The 19,058-nt window shown below is 36.0% G+C and carries 15 protein-coding genes; 1 reads left to right on the top strand and 14 read right to left on the bottom strand.

Annotation, left to right across the window (positions count from 1 at the left end):
* Nucleotides 1-79: 79 nt before the first annotated feature.
* From I583_RS02685 to I583_RS02655, 7 genes are all read right to left on the bottom strand, one after another.
* Nucleotides 80-1,903: an FtsX-like permease family protein gene (locus I583_RS02685; protein ID WP_010763016.1), complete on the bottom strand. Its 1,824-nt coding sequence runs from the start codon at nucleotides 1,901-1,903 to the stop codon at nucleotides 80-82.
* A complete protein-coding gene (locus I583_RS02680) occupies nucleotides 1,893-2,642 on the bottom strand; it encodes an ABC transporter ATP-binding protein (protein WP_010763015.1) in 750 nt (249 codons plus the stop codon). Before I583_RS02680 ends, I583_RS02685 begins: the two co-directional genes overlap by 11 nt.
* A 108-nt stretch (nucleotides 2,643-2,750) precedes the next feature.
* The gene (locus I583_RS02675; protein WP_010763014.1) at nucleotides 2,751-3,452 is read right to left on the bottom strand and encodes a GntR family transcriptional regulator; all 702 of its coding nucleotides are present in this window, start codon (nucleotides 3,450-3,452) and stop codon (nucleotides 2,751-2,753) included.
* Nucleotides 3,453-3,733: 281 nt separating this feature from the next.
* Complete coding sequence (locus I583_RS02670; RefSeq protein ID WP_010763013.1) at nucleotides 3,734-6,103, bottom strand: DNA translocase FtsK; 2,370 nt, start codon at nucleotides 6,101-6,103, stop codon at nucleotides 3,734-3,736.
* Between the two features lie 111 nt (nucleotides 6,104-6,214).
* Nucleotides 6,215-7,603, bottom strand: coding sequence for a Na+/H+ antiporter NhaC (gene nhaC / locus I583_RS02665; RefSeq protein WP_010763012.1), 1,389 nt, complete (start codon nucleotides 7,601-7,603; stop codon nucleotides 6,215-6,217).
* A 334-nt stretch (nucleotides 7,604-7,937) separates the two neighbouring features.
* Nucleotides 7,938-9,149, bottom strand: coding sequence for an NAD(P)/FAD-dependent oxidoreductase (locus I583_RS02660; protein WP_010763011.1), 1,212 nt, complete (start codon nucleotides 9,147-9,149; stop codon nucleotides 7,938-7,940).
* Nucleotides 9,150-9,180: 31 nt separating this feature from the next.
* Complete coding sequence (locus I583_RS02655) at nucleotides 9,181-10,086, bottom strand: prenyltransferase (RefSeq protein ID WP_010763010.1); 906 nt, start codon at nucleotides 10,084-10,086, stop codon at nucleotides 9,181-9,183.
* 118 nt (nucleotides 10,087-10,204) lie between these two features.
* Between I583_RS02655 and I583_RS02650 the strand changes: the two genes are divergently transcribed.
* Complete coding sequence (locus tag I583_RS02650; protein WP_010763009.1) at nucleotides 10,205-11,185, top strand: polyprenyl synthetase family protein; 981 nt, start codon at nucleotides 10,205-10,207, stop codon at nucleotides 11,183-11,185.
* A gap of 86 nt (nucleotides 11,186-11,271) precedes the next feature.
* Here I583_RS02650 and cydC read toward each other — a convergent pair whose 3' ends face one another.
* From cydC to I583_RS02615, 7 genes are all read right to left on the bottom strand, one after another.
* Nucleotides 11,272-13,032 carry a thiol reductant ABC exporter subunit CydC gene (gene cydC, locus I583_RS02645; protein ID WP_010763008.1) on the bottom strand — a complete coding sequence of 587 codons (1,761 nt, stop codon included), beginning with the start codon at nucleotides 13,030-13,032 and terminating at the stop codon, nucleotides 11,272-11,274.
* The gene (gene cydD, locus I583_RS02640) at nucleotides 13,032-14,762 is read right to left on the bottom strand and encodes a thiol reductant ABC exporter subunit CydD (protein ID WP_010763007.1); all 1,731 of its coding nucleotides are present in this window, start codon (nucleotides 14,760-14,762) and stop codon (nucleotides 13,032-13,034) included. Before cydD ends, cydC begins: the two co-directional genes overlap by 1 nt.
* A complete protein-coding gene (cydB, locus tag I583_RS02635) occupies nucleotides 14,759-15,784 on the bottom strand; it encodes a cytochrome d ubiquinol oxidase subunit II (protein WP_010763006.1) in 1,026 nt (341 codons plus the stop codon). Before cydB ends, cydD begins: the two co-directional genes overlap by 4 nt.
* Nucleotides 15,781-17,199: a cytochrome ubiquinol oxidase subunit I gene (locus I583_RS02630; protein ID WP_010763005.1), complete on the bottom strand. Its 1,419-nt coding sequence runs from the start codon at nucleotides 17,197-17,199 to the stop codon at nucleotides 15,781-15,783. Before I583_RS02630 ends, cydB begins: the two co-directional genes overlap by 4 nt.
* Before the next feature lie 407 nt (nucleotides 17,200-17,606).
* Nucleotides 17,607-18,044, bottom strand: a complete 438-nt coding sequence (locus tag I583_RS02625) for a hypothetical protein (RefSeq protein WP_010763004.1) — start codon at nucleotides 18,042-18,044, stop codon at nucleotides 17,607-17,609.
* A gap of 83 nt (nucleotides 18,045-18,127) precedes the next feature.
* Complete coding sequence (locus tag I583_RS02620) at nucleotides 18,128-18,427, bottom strand: nucleoside triphosphate pyrophosphohydrolase family protein (RefSeq protein ID WP_010763003.1); 300 nt, start codon at nucleotides 18,425-18,427, stop codon at nucleotides 18,128-18,130.
* Nucleotides 18,428-18,453: 26 nt separating this feature from the next.
* On the bottom strand, nucleotides 18,454-18,930 hold the full coding sequence (locus I583_RS02615) for a nucleoside deaminase (protein WP_010763002.1): 477 nt from the start codon (nucleotides 18,928-18,930) through the stop codon (nucleotides 18,454-18,456).
* Between the last annotated feature and the right edge of the window lie 128 nt (nucleotides 18,931-19,058).

Here is a 19,058-nt window from a genome sequence, read left to right as displayed (position 1 = left end):
GCTTTTTTCTCGCCGTTTATTCGGGTTTAGAGCGCGAAACAAAACTGTTTTTTAGTTTTGTCCCACGCTCTTCTCTTCATTATGCCTGTACTAAACGGTAAACTTTATTGAAATAGAACATACGAGCAATAAGATAATAAACGATTTGAATCAGAATAAACACACCTAATACTTGCCAACCTGCCAGTTGCATTCCTTGATTGAACATATGATACATCGCGGTTAATGCTACTGCTCCGTGAATCACAGAAACAATGATTGGTGTAAAGAACAGAATTCCAACTTGCTGATAAATCATTTTTTTCAATTCTTTCTTCGCTAATCCCATCTTATAAATCATCTTAAATTTCTCTACATCGACATCCATATCACTATACAATCTGAAATATAGGAAGCTTCCAGCTGAAACAAAGAAGACGATTCCGATAAAGATACCCACGAATAAAATAGGTGCATATTCATTTGTAATCATTTGTTGCGAATAACTTTTTGCCATTAAAAGCATGTTCTTATCTTGAAATTTACCAACAGAAACTAGCTTCTCGTAGCTAGCATTTTTAGGCTGCCAAACAGTCATTGTTGAACTTTCCAAATTTTGTAGATTAGTAGCATCTGGTACGACTACTGTTGTGCCATAAGCTGAGACAACATTCGTTTTTTCTGTTTTAGCGACAGATAATGTCTCTTCATCCGGAAGTTTCACTTCATTTATTGTACCTTCTTTTACGCCCATAACACCCGTAGGTAGTAATTGAACAGCTTTACCTTGCGTTTGAATCGTTGGTTTTTTAATCAATTCTGCGAGATGATTATACTCAGATTCTTTAATAAAACTAATTTGATCTGCATTTGTATATGTCGTTAATTGACCTTCATCCACTTGAATCCCTTTATCCGCCAACAATTGAGTAAAGTTCTGTTTTATAGAGTCTGTGTCTTCTGCTTTTCCAGATATTTGGAACTCATAAGGAATTTGCTTCATACCATCTAAAATCATATTTTGAAAACCATATAGCGTACCAATAGCAGCAAAAGCTACAGTTGAAATAATGGATACTAAGAAGAACGATCGCGCATTATCCTTCATTCGGAAAGCTAAATCAGAGAAAACGACCATATTCGTTTTTTTCCAAAAAATCGTTTCTTTCTTCTTTAAACGTTCAATAACTGTAACACTTAACTGATTGAATAAAAAACGTGTACCTACCACAACTAAGAAAATCACAGGAATCATAACAAATGGTACTAGCATCCCTTTAACTAACAATGCCACAGCATAACCTACGCCAATCAATAAGATAGCTAAGATCGTTTTAATATGTGAGCTTTTGATTGTCCCTTTTCCAAGATCGCCTGCTTTTAGTAATTCCTGTAAGGTTAACTTCGGTAAACGGAATTGAATGAAAAAAGAAATAGCTAAAAAGAGAACTGCAAATGAAACCATCGTTAACGCAAGTGCTTGTGCTGGGAAATAGAATCCAAAATCCACATGCATCAATTTATTACTTAACCATAAAATCACTTGAGAAAAACCGATTCCAGCAATACTTCCGATAATTGTAGCAAAAAAACCAATCACTAAATTTTCAATAAAAACCATTTTTTTAAGTTGCTTTGGACTCATCCCTTGTATCATTAACAAACCAAATTCTTTTTTCCTAGATTGAATAAAGACATCCATCGAGTACAGGACAAAGAAAAATGCAAAGCCGTAAATAATGATCGCTGCTGCTAGCATACCGATTTGAGCCTTTTGATTTAATCCATTAGACAATGCTGGGTGAAAGGCAAATACTGTAAACGTGAAAAATACCATTACTGAAAATAGCGTACTTAGGAAATAAGCCATATACAGATGCTTATTTCGTAAGGTGTTTCGAATAACAAATTGACTAAAACTCATTATCGACACCTTCAATCTCAGATAGTTTCACCATGATTTCATCGTAAAACATCTTTTGATTTCCATTATGATGGATTTCATCGATCAATTCACCATCTTTAATAAACACGATTCGTTTACAATAACTTGCTGCTAAAGGATCGTGGGTCACCATTAAAATCGTTGCTTTTTCTTCTTCATTTAGTTGTTGCAATAACTGCATTACATCTTTTGACGATTTTGTATCTAAGTTTCCTGTTGGTTCGTCCGCCAATAATAATTGCGGTTGATGGATCATTGCACGAGCTACGGCGACACGTTGTGCTTGACCACCAGAAATTTCTGCGATTCGTTTTTTTAGCAAACTCGCAATTCCTAAACGATCAGCTAAAAGATTGAGCTTTTTTTTCATCACGGAAATTTTTTCACCATCCAACGTTAACGGCAAAACAATATTTTCTTCTACAGTTAAAGTCGGCATTAAGTTAAAGCTCTGAAAAATAAATCCTAACTCTCTTCGTCTGAATTTAGCGATTTCTTCTTGATTCAGCTGATTCGGATCTTTTCCATTCATTAATATATGCCCAGATGTGGGTTGATCGATCGTTGCTAAAAGGTTCAAAAAAGTACTTTTCCCACTTCCGGAAGGTCCCATGATTCCAATAAATTCACTGTCATTAACGGTTAAATTCAACTTTTTTAAGGCTTCATATTTAATTTCTTGTCCGTACGTTTTGGATAAATTTTCTACTTGTAACATGTTTATCGCTCCTTTTCTCTACTTTAATAGTCTATTCCAATTTTACAAAACGTACCATAGAAAAAAATAACAGATTGCTTACACTTTTGTAAGTAACCTGTTATTTTTTTAAGCTTCATATTCAATCACATAAGGATGAAGAGCTGTATTATAGATTGCTTCAGAGAACTCAACAATTTTTCCAGAAAGACCAATTGATTTACGAATTCTTTTTAGTCCGCTTTTTTCAGAAGTAGCTAGAATTTTTTGCTGATCTGCGGTCAATTCCACTATTTGAAAACTATCTTCAAACTTTATGATCTCGATTCCATGCTGATCCATCAGGCGATATAACGATTCTTTTTCAAACGCCTCTAATGGCACATCACTCAGGCTGACAGGTAGAAAATAGTTAAAATAGATGTACGGTTGGTCATCTAGTGTGTATAAACGAGAAACTTTCACACCTTTTTCGCCTAAGTTTTGATAAACAGGAGAATCAGGTGTAAATGTCATTTTTTCTAAATTCAAAATCTTTTTTGAAACTTTTTGACCTGAATCATTTAAATACTCTGTAAACGTGCCTGCTTTGGACAATTTATTATAGGGACGATTGCTTAAGACAGTCGTTCCTTTTCCGCTTTTTTTCTCTACTAATTCTTCTGATGATAATAATTCGATTGCACGACGAACTGTGATTTTACTGACATCAAATAACTGTTCAAGTTCGGCTTCTGTTGGTAATAATGAACCGACAGGATATGTCCCATTCATAATATCTGCTTTGATTTGTTCTGCGACATCTAAATACAATACGCTTTTTCTTCTCATATTATCCATCCTTATGATCTTTATTTAGTTTATCGTTTCATTTCAATTTATTTGTTATTGGTTTAGATTACTCTAATTCTAATCGTATTTATGATTTAATTCAACTAGTCATCCGATTTTCAGATAGTATTTCATACATTATACCAAAGATTGCATTTATGGAAAACCTCTTTGATAAAGTCTTGTATCCAATTTTATTTTCTACTTCTAAGTAACACTTGTTCAATCAATCAAAAAAAAAATGGAGCCAGCTTCTAATCTGACCCCATTTTTTTGATATCTTATTCAGTTCCATGATCTATCGGTTCCTCATCCGCTATAGGTTCAAGAAAAACTTTTCTTGGTTTACTTCCTTCTGATGGGCCAATAACCCCATGATCTTCTAATTCATCCACTAAGCGTGCTGCTCGATTATAACCGATTCTAAAGCGTCTTTGCAATAAGGAAATACTTGCAGTCTGCATCTCTACAACTAAAGATTTTGCTTCTTCATATAGTTCGTCTTGAGATGCTTCATTACTGCTACCTGTTGTTTCTTCTGTTGGCATCATACTTTCCTGATAATCTGCTTCTTGTTGTTCTGTTACAAAAGAAACGATTCGTTCAACTTCATGATCGGAAATAAAGGCTCCTTGCACTCGAATCGGTTTGTTTTCACCCATTGGCAGGAACAACATATCCCCTCGACCTAAAAGCTTCTCCGCCCCATTACTATCAATAATAGTCCTTGAATCCGTTCCACTTGAAACAGCGAAAGCCATACGAGATGGAACATTTGCTTTGATGATTCCTGTAATAACATCCACACTAGGACGCTGTGTTGCTAAAATCATGTGGATTCCAGCTGCTCGGGCCATTTGCGCTAAACGAATGATTGCATCTTCCACTTCATTACTGGCAACCATCATCAAGTCTGCTAACTCATCTACAATTACTACAATAAACGGTAAAATCGGACGATTTTCGCCATCTTCTAAATTCTTTTGAATCACTAATTCATTATATCCAGAAATATTTCGAACTCCAGTTGCTGCAAATTTCTCATAACGGAATTCCATTTCTTGTACAACTTTTTGCAATGCTTGAGCTGCCTTACGCGGATTAGTCACTACTGGCGTCAATAAATGGGGAATACCATTATAAACATTCAATTCTACCATTTTTGGATCGATCATCATTAGTTTTACTTCATGTGGTTTTGCTCTCATTAAAAGGCTTGAGATAATCCCATTGATTGCAACAGATTTACCACTACCTGTTGAACCAGCAATCAGTAAATGAGGCATTTTAGCTAAGTCAGCTGATTGAACCATGCCTGAAATATCTCGACCAAGCGGTACTTCCAATAATTTATCCGGATGACTTGGTTGTGCCTCAATGATATCTCTAAATGAAACGGTACTTACAGTGCTATTTGGCACTTCGATCCCAATCAATGATTTCCCTGGAATCGGAGCTTCCATTCGCACATCTTTTGCAGCGAGTGCTAAGGCAATGTCATCAGTCAAGCTAACGATTTTACTTACTTTGACACCAACAGCAGGTTGAATTTCAAACTTCGTTACAGCAGGTCCAAGACTTGCTTTCACAACTTTTGCATCAACCCCAAAACTTTTGAAGGTTTGCTCCAAGACACCAATATTTTTTTCGATTTTTTGGTATTCTCCGCTTTGATCTGCAGATGGAATCGAATCTAATAAAGTTGATGGTGGCAACTCATAATCACGATCTTCTGCTTCTTCTGAAATTTCAAAGTCCAACTCGCCGCCTTCATCCATTTCAGGTTCAGCAGCTACTTTTTGCTGTATAGGTTGCACTTCAGCTTGGCTTTGGAAACTATCGATTGGAACCAACGTTAACTGTTCTGGTTCTTGTATTTCTTTTTCTTCTTGCTCCCTTGCCTCTTGCGCTAACTTTTCACCAGGCGTTAATTCTCTCACATCATTTTTCAGTCGTTCTTGAGCGAGTTTCTCCATTTCGGCTTGTTTAGCTGCACGTTTTTCGGCCCGTTTCGCTTCTTTATCGGCTTGACGTTGCGCACTTTTAGCAGTTAAGCTACCAAGTTTTTCCCGAATAATCTGTAATCCATTCATCACTTGCTGAAAATCCAGCATACTTATCAAAAATACACCGATCGCTATCAGTAAAGCTGAAATCAAATAACTACCAAATTGAGCAACCAAAAAGAACGTTAGACTATATAACGCAGCACCAATCATTCCGCCACCAACGTTTTGTGCTACCGTGCTCGCCTTTAGATCCATTCTAAGAAACTCCCATGTAGTTCCCATGATATCAGGTGTCTGGGTACCGACATTTCGAAACATATAAGCTTGTAGCAATAATAAAACACCCAAATAAATGAATACTCCACCAATCATCGGTCGACTCTTTTTAATCGGAAATTCTTTCCCAAAAATAACTAGAGAAAGTCCATAAAGCATCAGTAAAATAGCTGCTACTGGAAAAGTATTTCCTATAACTACGCGTAACCCATTGGCAATCAAGGTGCCAAGAAATCCTAATTTTAAGAGTCCAAATAATCCAAAGAAGATAAAAAAGATACCAAGAAAAATGAAATTAAGATGTTCTTGCTGTTGTTGTTGTTTTTTTGTCTTTTTCTTTTTTGCACTTTTCCGTTTTTGTGCCATGTAACATCCCTCTTTTCAATCAGTATCCATTATACCTAAAAAACGAGCCGAACAAAAGTACCCCCATTGTTTCTCTTAAAATTTTAATGATTTTGACCGGCTTTCTCTATGTTAATTGACTTTTTCATTTGATGCCAATCTATTAATCCCAATTCCAATGATACCAGAAAGAATCGACAGTATCGGGCACAGTAAAATAAAGAAACTAAATGGTGCATAATCCAACGTAGAAACTTGTAACGTACTCGCCATAAACACACCACTTACGCCCCAAGGAATCAGTGAATTTAAGACAGTTCCAGAATCTTCCAAGGCTCTGGAAAGAACTTCTGGTGCAAGACCGGCTTTATCATAACTTTCTTTAAACGCACGACCTGGCAATATGATCGATAGATACTGCTCTCCAATCATCAAATTAGCCAGTGCTCCACTAAACACTGTAGCCGCAACCAAACTGCCTGTTGATTTCAGTTTATGAGCAAGTGGCGTCATTAGGACGCTGATCACATCCATTTTCATTAATAAACCACCTAATGACAAGGTTAAAAGAATCAACGATACCGACCACATCATACTTTGGATGCCACCTCTAGTTAGCAAAGCATCAATTTGTTCCATCCCTGTTTTTGAAACAAAGCCATTTTCTAAAATTGTACTTAATTGTTTCAAATCAACATTTTTTATTTGGAACATATACATCACACTAGAAACTAAAATCGTAACCAGCAATGAAGCGATTGCTGGCACACGTTTAATTGAACATAAAACAAGTAATAGAATCGGTAAAATCGCCCACCAACTAATGGCAAAGTTATCTTGCAGCACTTCTAAAAACTGTTTTGTTTCCAATTCAGTTTGTCCAATCTTTGTTTGAAAGCCAATGACTGCGTATAAAATAAAGGAAATAACAAAAGCTGGTACGGTTGTCCACATCATATTTCTAATATGTTTAAAGAGATCTGAACCTGCAACAGCCGACGCTAAATTAGTCGTATCAGAAAGTGGCGACATTTTATCCCCAAAAACTGCCCCTGAAATAATTGCGCCTGCCAAGATAGCAGAGTTGAATCCCATCGATATCCCCATTCCCATCAAAGCTAAACCAATCGTTGAAACGGTTGTAAATGCACTACCTATTGAAATTCCGACTAACGCACAACTAACAAAAGCAGAAGGCAAAAATATCTTAGTACTGATAACTGAAAATCCTACATACATCATCGTAGGGATTACACCACTTGCAATCCAAACTGCAATCAAAGCACCGATCAATATAAAAATAACCATCGGTACGATACCGGTTTTCACCCCTTCGATGATGCCTTCATGGATTTTATCCCAAGAGGCTCCCCGCCATTTACTCCAGCCAATCAATAAACCTAGCGCACATAATACTGGAAAAATCGGGCTCATTCCAACACCGATCACACAAATACTAATAATCAACAATAATGACACAAATACAAGTAAAGCTTCTTTTACACTTAATTCTTTCTTCATTTACTTTCCTCATTTTTCTTATAAATTTAATTTATTGAACATAAAAAAAGTCCCTGACAATCTGAAAAAGACTGTCAGGGACGAATAAACGTTGGAAACAAACATTTTATTTTGTCTCATACGCATACATACACGCGGTACCACCCATGGTTGAAATTAAAAATAATTTCCACTCAAAAGACGCTAACGGATCTCACCCGAATAGAATATTTCGCTCCAGATTTGTAATTCAAGTCGTTATTTTGGTCAACTTCCATCAGCCGTTGACTTTCTGTCATTTCAAAACAACTCTCTACTGCGAATCTTTCATAGCTTTTATTTGTATTCTTAATTTTTAACGATAAAAATCAAAACGGCCTTTAGCTAACATTTCTTTAATACCGCCTGTTTCAAATAATGAACGATCCATGATTACTTTTTTGATCACAGAAGCAGGATAGCCTTTAACTTCCATTTTTCCAACTTCACCAAAAGCGTGGCTGTTACCGATAGAAGCAACTGAACCTAATGATTTAAAGGTAAATTCTTTCGTCGGTTCCCCTTTTAATTGTGCTTTGATGTTTTTCCCTGCATGCTCACCCATTTTAAGTGAAATTTGTGCAGTTGTTGGATAAGGACGATTTGACTCTTTATCCATAACAGCAGAACAGTCACCAATGATATAAACGTTGTTGTGACCTGCATCTGTTAAATCAGGATTAACCATCACACGTCCACGTTTGGCTGCAAAACCAGAATCACCCACAACGTGACTTCCACTAACACCTGTCGTCCAAATGATTGTTTTAGCGTTCAGTTCATTTAGTTCATTTGTTTCTGCGTTATCTAAATAAACAACAGTATCTTGTTTGATTTCTTTGATTGGTTTTCCAACTAAGAAATTGACACCCCATTTTTTCAAGTGATCGATACCATAGCCGCCAAGTTTCTCACTAAACATTGGTAATAAACGAGTGACCGCTTCAACACAATATAATTGGATTTTCTCAGGATCAACACCAGCAATTTCAGCTAGTTTTTTCTTCCCTTCATGTAATGAACCTAATAATTCGATCCCAGTAAAACCAGCACCGCAGACAACGATTTTCAGACAATTTTCGTCTTTGGTTTCTTTATAAGCTTCCATTTGCTCAGTTAAATGTTGATACACTTTTTCTGAAGTTGGGATATCAACCATTTTTAATGAAAACTCTTCAACACCAGGTATGCCGAATGATTCTGATTCATACCCTAATGCTACGATCAAATAATCGTAAGAAATCTCTTCTTGATCTTTCAAATGAACCAGTTGGTTTTCACTATCGATTTTTTCCACTCTACCTTGTACAAACGTCGTACATGCTGATTTTACAACATCTTTGATTGGATAAGTAATTCTTTCTGACGTTTGGATTCCTGCTGCAACTTCGTGGATATCTGTTGCTTCAAAGTGGTAATCATTTTGATCAACCAATGTGATTTTTAGATCATTGTTGCCTTTTTGTAATTCATGTAACGCTCTTAAACCGGCATAGCCAGCGCCTAAAATAACGACGTGCTTACTCATTTTTAAAATCCCCTCTTAACCTTTTTATTTATTATTTAAGCCACAATCCTATGGCAAAAAATACAACTTGTGCAAGTGCTCCGACTGCTAAAATTCTAACAGCGCAAATAAATGTCTTTGTTTTGACTTGCTCCTTTAAAAATAACTTCGTTTGCTTCCAAATAAATGGCAAAACAAGTAACGTCAATAACATCGTAATCGGCGTTAAACCTAAAGCAACACTCAAAATGATCGAAGTAAATGCAATCAAGATCAATCCGACAAACAAACCAATCGATGCTTTCTTCCCTAAATAGTGAACTAAGGTAAAGCGATGATTCATTTCATCTTCTTCTAAATCACAAATATTATTGGCTAACATTAAATTAGCAATCAAACAAGTGTTAGGTAACGACACTAAAAAGATACTGCCAATATTACTCACTGTCCACTGAAAAGAATCAAATGTGTTGATATAGACACAAATCAACATGATCATAAATCCCATCGTAAATCCTGAAAAGAATTCCCCCAACGGCAAACTTGATAATGGTTTAGGCCCAGAAGAATAAAAGATTCCGATCAAGTAGCAATAAAGCCCTAACCACAATAATGGCCAGCCGACAATCTGAGACAAGCCAATACCCATCAATGCAGAAATTGCCACCATCCAAATAATCCAGCGACGGATCATCGGTAAGGATAAATTTTCCCGCCCAATAATATTTGTCTTCTCTTTATAATCATGCCCTTCTTTGGCATGATGGTAGTCATTATAGTTATCTAAAATATCAACAGCCATATTAAAAATAAACATCGCAATAAAATAAATAAGAACATAAACTAAATGTAAACTTCCATAATGATACCAACTAAAACAAATTCCTAAAAGAAAGGGTAAAACACTGGCTGTCTTTGCTTTTAGTTCAACTAATTCAAAAAAAACTTCTTTATTCAAATTATACTCTTCTCTCCTAACAATATTTAGTTTTATGCTCACAGAATAATTTGCTTGTATTTCTTTACCAACATCGTATACAATCAATAGTATTGAATTACTGAAAGGAATATTGGTTATGAATGATTTTTGGAAAGAATTTCCTATTATCCAACAACAATTAAATGAAACTTGTGTATTGATCAAACACCAAGTTAAAATAAGAAACAAAGAAATTGAAGCAGCTTTGATCGAATTAACAAGTTCCGGCGGCAAATTACTACGTCCTGCTTTCTTTTTTTTATTTGCTCAAATCGGTGATGAACAAAAACAAGATCACACACAATTGATCAAAATCGCCGCTTCGATCGAAATTCTGCATATGGCAACACTGATACACGATGATATCATCGATGATTCCCCTCTTCGCAGAGGAGCTATCACGATCCAATCCCGCTATGGTAAAGATATTGCCGTCTACACAGGAGATTTATTATTCACAGAATTCTTTGAATTACTTGCTGAAACGATGAATGGTTCAGATTTTCTACATACAAACGCTTCTGCGATGAAACGATTACTTCTGGGTGAATTAGATCAAATGCATACACGCTATAAAAAGGATATGTCCATCTCTGATTACTTGCGCAGCGTTAATGGAAAAACAGCTGAGTTATTTTCTTTAAGCTGTCTGGAAGGTGCTCATTTCGGTCATACTTCCTCTGAGGTTCAACGCTTAGCAAAACGGATTGGTCGCCACATTGGTATTGCCTTTCAAGTCTATGATGACATCCTAGATTATACCGCAGACGTAAAAACTCTGAAAAAACCTATTCTGGAAGATCTAGCGCAAGGTGTCTATACGTTACCACTGATTTTTGCGATGCAAAAAGCACCAGAACGATTCGCTGTTTATCTAGATAAAGGTGCTGATATCACAGACGTACAAGCTGCTGAAACTGCCAAACTGGTTCACGAGCTAGACGGTGTTAACGACGCCAAATCATTTGCGAAACGTGTCACCCAAAAAGCATTGGCCGATATCGAAAAATTACCTGATTGTTTAGGCAAAGAGCAACTAACTTTACTGACAGAAATGTTGCTACAGCGTTCATACTAATCCATTACTCAGCTTTTAAAAGCTTGAGGCAAAGCTCATAGAGTTTTGCCTCAACTTTTTTATTTTAAAATGCTTTCGTTAACCAATCAATTTTGGTTCATTCCTCGATCGATTGCATACAATTGTTGATAATGAAGATTCGTCGCTAATAGTTCTTGCGGCGAACCGCTCATTTCCAATTGGCCGTCTTCAATGAAAATCACTCGATCCATCATATGCACACCTTGCAAATGATGAGTGATCCAAATGATGGTTTTATCTGCTAATGTCTCAAAGAATGTATCTAGTAATTGCTGTTCCGTAATTGGATCAAGACCTGTCGTTGGTTCATCTAGCAATACCACCGGCGTATCTTGAAGTAAAATACGAGCTAATGCCAAACGATGACGTTCACCACCAGAAAAACGCAAACCAGCTTCATCCACCATCGTTAATAATCCTTCTGGCAATTCCTCGATCATTTCTTTTAACCCAACCTTATCCAACACTTGCCAAACCTCTTCTTCTGAGGCTTCTTCTCGTCCGATTCGGACATTATTTAAAATCGTTGTTCTGAATAGATAAGGTGTTTGATGAATCACACCGATTGATTTCGTGATCTGATCGCCAAACTCAGCAGTTTTAATGCCGCTTAACGTGATCGTTCCTTTATCAGGTTGTAAATCACCACGAATCAATGTTGCTAAAGTACTTTTCCCAGAACCGCTACGTCCTAAAATTGCCAATTTTTCTTTTGAGTGAATCGTCAAATTCAAGTCTTCCAAAACAAGCTTTGAAGTTCCCTCATAAGAAAAGGACATATTACTGATTCTAATTTCTGAATCTGTGATCGTTAGATCTTTTGACATACTCTTTACTTCTTCCACTTCAGGTAAATCATTTAAACGCTTGATTGAATCTTTATAGATATTTGTTTCTTGTGCCGCATCAGGTAGCGGTGCAAAAGCATCGATCAACGGGAATACCGTCAACGTAAATGCAGCGATCCAGTTAGCTGCCCCACCATGATTACCAGGAAAACGAACACTGGTCCAAGCTAAAATCGCGACAGTGATCACACCAAATGCAACCTGCAACACAAAATCACGAAAACGATTAAAGCGTTTGATTTGTTCATCCAGCTGGCGTAACTTCGCTTCTTCTTTTTCATAAGAATGAACAAATTCCTGTCCCCGTTGGCTAAACACCCAATCAGAAACACCTAAAATGTTATCTGTCAGTGTTTTATATAATTCATTTTTAGAGACTTTTTGCTTTTCTTGTCTGGCGCCATTCACTAATACTGAAATCAAGGGCAATAGAAAAATCACTACACCTAACATCAATAACATGCACAAGCCAAACCACCATGAAAACAAGCCCAGTCCAATAATAATAAAAATATATAATAACCAAGCAATCACTGTTGGGAAAATCGTACGCAAATATAAATTCTGCAAGTGATTGATATCTTCAGACAACAAACCTAAAATATCCCCTGTTTGGTATTTTGATTTAAAGAAAATTGCATCTTTTTCTAAAACCATATAAAGCTTCAAACGCAAGTCGGACGTCATTTTCAAAACCCAATTATGACTAACTAGACGCTCAATATATCGGAAAACTGGACGACTAATTCCAAAGGCACGCGTTAATACGATTGGAATATAAATCATCAAAATATTTTCTGGCAGTGACGCTGCTCGGCTAATTAAATAACCTGAATTAAACATTAAGGCTCCTGCACTAAAAAAGGTTAAAAAACCTAAAATCAATGCTAAGTACAATAAACCTTTATACTTTTTCAAGAATGGTTTGACCCATTGATCCTTTTCATATAATTCTTTATTTGTTGGGGTATTTTCCATTATTCTGTCCCCCTCATTTGATTAACTAATTTCACATAGTAACCATTTTTCTCGGTCAATTCAGCTAATGTTCCTGCTTCAACCAGTTGCCCTTTATCCATCACTAAAATATAATCCATTTCTGCCATCCAGTGTAATCGATGAGTAGCAAAAAAGACAAGATGATCTTCCATCAACGGTAGCATTCTTTCTTTTAACTCCACTTCTGTTTCGATATCTAAGTGAGCAGTTGGTTCATCAAATAATAGAATTCGGCGCGTTTTGTCTAGAAAGGCTCTAGCAAGCGCTACACGCTGTGCTTGACCGCCGCTTAACATTCTCCCGCTTTCCCCAATCACCGTGTTTAAACCGTCTGTAAGCTCTGCTACAAGCGTTTCTAATCCTACCAACTGAACAGCAGCTATTATTTGCTCATCTGTCGCTTCAGGCGTGTAAAAACGAACATTGTTCGCTAATGTATCTTGGAAAATATAAGGCGACTGCGGAATATAAAGTACTTGCTTTTGCCAATCTTTTTGCAGAAAATGTGGGATCGATTGTCCATCGACTTCGATTTTTGTCGTTTCAGCATCAGGTGCTAAAAATCCACTCAGCACATTGATCAAGGTTGATTTTCCAGAACCGCTAGCACCGATGACCCCAATTTTTTGATACCCTTTTGCTGTGAAATCCAAGCCTTTTAAAGCAGGCTGTGTGGCTTCTTCATATTGGAACGTCAATTGTTCAGCTGACAATTCACTTAACGCTGTCCAATCCTCTAAAGTAAGACGATCTGTTTCAGTCATTTCCGGTAAATCCAATACAGCTTGAATTGCCTGGAATGAATTTTTTCCATCCAATGTCGCATGATAGTCACTAGCAAAATCACGAACGGGTAAGAAAAACTCAGGTGCTAAAATCAACGTCGTCAAAGCTGGAAATAATAAAATTCCACCTTCCAATAAGCTTAATCCTAGAAACACTGCCACAACAGCTACGGATAAAGTGGTAAAAAAGTCCAAAGCAAATGTTGATAAAATTGCGATTTTCAATGTACTCATTGTCGCTTCTCTAAATCGTTCACTGGTATTATAAATACTACCTGCATATTTTTTACTTAAGCCAAATAACTTCAACGTATCTAATCCTCTTAATGAATCAATAAAGTGATTAGATAAAATCTGAAAGGCTTTGTATTGTTTATCGGCTTTACTTTGAGCCGCATACCCAAGAATAATCATAAAAATAATAATCATAGGAAATACAACCAATAAAACGACACCTGAACGAACATCTAAGGTAAACACAAAAATCAAAATAATCCACGGAATGATCATCATATTCATGATTTTCATCAAGATCAAATGCAGATAATTTTCTGCCTGACTGATTCCTTCTAGCGCCATTGTAATCATATTTCCCGTACCATTTTTTTGAACCACTGTTGGACCTAAACGGAAAACTTTTTGCAACAAGGCTTCTCTTAATTCACGAGAACGATCATAACTAAAGGTGTCCAACATTTTCTCACGAAGGTAGGTCACTACATGTCTGCCAGTATAAAACAAAAAGAACACCAAAATATTCAACAGCTGGTCACGTAACTGACCACCTTCCCATAACCCAACAACGGCTTTAGATAAATAAAATGCTTGTCCTATAATAAATACTGCTTGCAGGAAAGAAAAACCTGCAAGCAAGATCATGATATTTTTGATTTTCGGCATTTTTAAGATGGCTTTATCGATCATCCTTCATACCCCACAGCAGCAATCGCTGGATGTTTGATACGTTTTCTAAAGACATAATAAGACCAACCTGTATATGCTAATACAAATGGTAAAATCGTTAATGATAACCATGTCATTGTTTTCAATGTATAAGGAGAACTTGAAGCATCTTTGATCAAGATGTCATAGTAACCCTCACTACCAATCATGACACGTGGGAATAGACCACTAAATAATAAAGCAACTAAAAGAATCAATGTTAAGCCGCTAGCAAGAAAAGCCACCATTTCTTTTTTCTTAAAGACACTTACATTAGCAACCACTGTCAATACTACGATTCCTAATACTAATAATAACGTTACTAAGAAGTTATTATCAAAGAAATCTGTTTTAAAGTACAACAATGCAGCAAATACAACTAAGCCAACATATAAAATCCAATAGAAGAATGACGCATAATTACGCGCACGTTCTCTGACAGGACCTTCTGTTTTCAGTGCAATGTAGTTCAATCCATGCAAGTAGCATAATAATGACAACGCAACACCACCTACAACAGAAAATACATTAATATAATCTGTAAATGAAGCCATCATATTCCCATCAACATCAAGCGGCATTCCTTGAACTAAATCAATGAATAAAACCCCAAAGAAAAATGGAACAATAAAACTACCGATCGATAATGTCCAGTTCCACATTCTACGACGTTTGCCGTCTGGCATACGGTGACGGAATTCAAATGAAACACCACGAATGATCAAACCAACTAAAATAATAAATAAAATCAAGTAAAATCCGCTAAACAATGAAGCATACCAGTATGGAAAAGATGCAAACATTGCTCCACCTGCTGTTAATAGCCATACTTCATTACCATCCCAAACCGGTCCAATCGTTTGGATGATTTGTTCTTTTTCTTCTTCATCGTGCGCTAACGTTTGAACCGACATACCCACGCCAAAGTCAAAACCTTCTAAGAAGAAGAAGCCTGAGAATAAAATACCAATTAGTACAAACCAAAGTAATTGCAACGTACTCATTCGCCAAAGACCTCCTTATCAAATGGATCTACATCAGTAGAGTTCGCCTCTGCTAATTTCTTTTCTTCATAATCTGGGCCTTTTTTAAGTTCTACAGTAATCAAGTAAACCATTACTGAGCCTAGACCTGCAAAAAGAATAAAGTAAATAATGTTTGATGTTAATAATGAAGCCACTGATACGTTTGGTGAGACACTATCTTCAATCGTAAATAGACCATAAACAGTCCAAGGATAACGACCAAGTTCAGTGATCAACCAACCTGTTGTATTGGCCAAGAATGGTGCAAACGTACATAATGCCACGATCCAAACCATCCAGCGTTTTTCATAAAGTGATGGTTTTTTCTTACGACTAAAGAATAAACCTAACGCTGAAACTAGAAGCATCAATGCGCCAAATCCAGCCATGACTCTAAAGCTCCAAAATAATGTGTTTACTGGTGGATAATAGTTCTTATCGTCACCATATTGTTCTTTCAAACGTTCATTCACTGTGTCCATTCCATCAACGGATCCAGATAAACTGTTATAAGAAAGAATACTTAGCATATAAGGAATTTGAATCCCAAATACTTGTTTATGTTGGGCTTCGTCTGCCCACGCAATCAATGTCCAAGCGGCCGGATCACCAGAATCTTCATAATCGCCTTCCATTGCTGCAAATTTCATTGGTTGATCATTGATTAAAGCTTTCATTTGTAAGTCACCTGTGAATAAAACAGATAATGATCCAAATAAAGCAATCCATAAACCAATACGCATAGACGTTTTGTGGAAATTCATATCACGTTTTTTCAAAATTTGGAACGCTGCAAGACCTGCAACAATCATTCCGCCCATTACAATCGCACCGGATAGCACGTGGGTAAACTCATACCAAACTTTTGGATTCCCAATTACGGCCCCAAAATCAATTAACTCTGCACGACCATTGTTTAATGTATAACCAACTGGATGTTGCATAAAACTATTTGCCGCTAAGATCCAGAAAGCTGACATCATTGAACCAAATACAACCAACCAAATAAATGTTAAATGTAATTTAGGACTTACTTTATCCCAAGTAAAAATCCATAAACCTAAGAACGTTGATTCTAAAAAGAATGCAAGTAACGCTTCAATCGCAAGTGGAGCACCAAAAATATCTCCAACAAAGCGTGAATAATCTGACCAGTTCATCCCGAACTGGAACTCTTGAATAATTCCTGTTACGACTCCGACTGCAAAACTTAATAGAAAAATGTTGCCCCAAAACTTCGCCATTTTGCGATAACGTTCATCTTTTTTCACGACATACATCGTTTCCATGACTGCGACTACAAGTGCTAATCCTATTGAAAACGGTACGAAGAAGTAATGAAAGACTGTCGTCATTGCAAATTGGAATCTTGCTAATGTTACAATATCAAACATCAATAATCCCCCTTGTTTTTACTGTCTCCACAAAAAGAATAAGCTGATTTCATTCAAAATAATTATTCATTTGCACAGTTGGTTGGCGCTGTCAAAATGAATCAAAACCTAGAATAAAATAAACCTAAAGACAATATGTGTGTGGAAACTCTTTTTAATAAATTTAGAATGATTCCAATTTAGAGTATACTCCTTTTATTGTAAATTACAAATGTTTCTGCCCTTTTTTCATTAAAATATTCCTTTATTCTGATGGAAAAATAAGAAATGTGGGTTTAGTGGATGAAATATGGAAAAACACATTGAGTAAAGTGTTTTTTCTTAAATTTAAAATTTTAGTTTAGGACTGTATTAAAAATATATACGTTATCGCACATATTAGTATTATGTATCAAATGAGTACTAGCTTAAACTCCGAAAGATACGACTTCCCAGGACTTCCAAAATTCATCTCTTTTTAATAACCACATCCAATCTTTGTGATGAGAGCCTGGCATAAAACCAGAATTTTGATCATTTTCTTCTCCAACATCAAAATCAGAATACAAAACAATGAAATCTTTTTTGTCTGCATTTTTTACATTTTTATTCTCTATTAAGTAATGGTTGATTTCTATATTCGATTTTTCTTCATCATAATAGAGTTTGGTCATCTCACAGTTAGTAAATCCTTTAAACTCCTTCTCCACACGAGCAATCGCCGTTTCAATTTCAGTAGTTTTAAATTTTTCAGACTTCTCAACTGTCATAACAGCATTTTCAATTGATCCTTTTTTACCACTTATGGACATACTATAGACAATAATAAGAATCAACAATAAACCAATCCATACTTTCTTTTCCACCAACAACACTCCAATGCAACTATTATTACAGTAAAACTGTTTTTTTGTTTCATTCCTACTATTATTGAGTTAAAATTTATCCTTTATTCTAACAACCCTTTTTTCTCAGAATAATCCAGATATTTATAAACTTTTTCAATCTTATCTTGCTTCACTTTCTTTATTTTTTCCTGAGGAAAGTCTGCAATAATTCCCTTATTCTGCATTTCTTCGATCATCGCAGTCAATTGATAGAATTCTGTCAACATTTGTTCTTCATTGGTTTCATCTGCTCTGGATGGATGATGATCGTCAAAACCGAATCTGATTGCCTTTGACAATGCTTGCTGGATTTCTGCACACTCTTCCATCGCAACTAGGGTTAGATATTCATTTTTTCTCATGTTTATGTTCCTTCCTCTTCTTATCATTATTTTTGAAAATAATCGACATAAACCGGCACTGCCTCTTCTTTTAACACACCTGTAACAACTTCTGGTCTATTTGGGCTTTTTGAAAAAATCTCTTCGCTGCCGATCATAATATTAAATCCTGCAATCTCAGCTAATTCATCGTGTGCTAAACTATAGACCATCCTTCCTAAACAGCTCCAAACCATCGCTCCTGCACACATACAACATGGTTCGCAACTTGTATAAAGTGTGTACTCAGATAAATCTGTTATCTTTTGGCTTGAACAAAAATCGCGAATAATGCCTAATTCTGCATGATATGTTGGATCACTTTTAGTGTGAATTTGATTTTCGCCAGTCAAAACAACTTTATTGTCTTTTACGAGTAATGCACCAAATGGTTCATTTCCATGTTTTGCCGCTTCTTTGGCAAGTTCTAGTACTTGCTTCATGAATTTAGTATCTCGTTTTTCTTGTTCAGTATTAATAACCATGATCTTTTCACTCTTCTCTGATTAGTATTTTTTCTAAATTATAACATGAACTCAAACGGTTTCATGATTGCTACTAAATTAAAAACACCAATCACCAAATTTATTGATGACTAGTGTTTTCAAATTGA

It is taken from the genome of Enterococcus haemoperoxidus ATCC BAA-382 (assembly GCF_000407165.1).
In the GTDB taxonomy this organism is placed as follows: Bacteria; Bacillota; Bacilli; order Lactobacillales; family Enterococcaceae; genus Enterococcus_L; species Enterococcus_L haemoperoxidus.
Note: the sequence above shows the minus strand (reverse complement) of the source record. Positions and strands in the feature narration are given on the sequence as shown.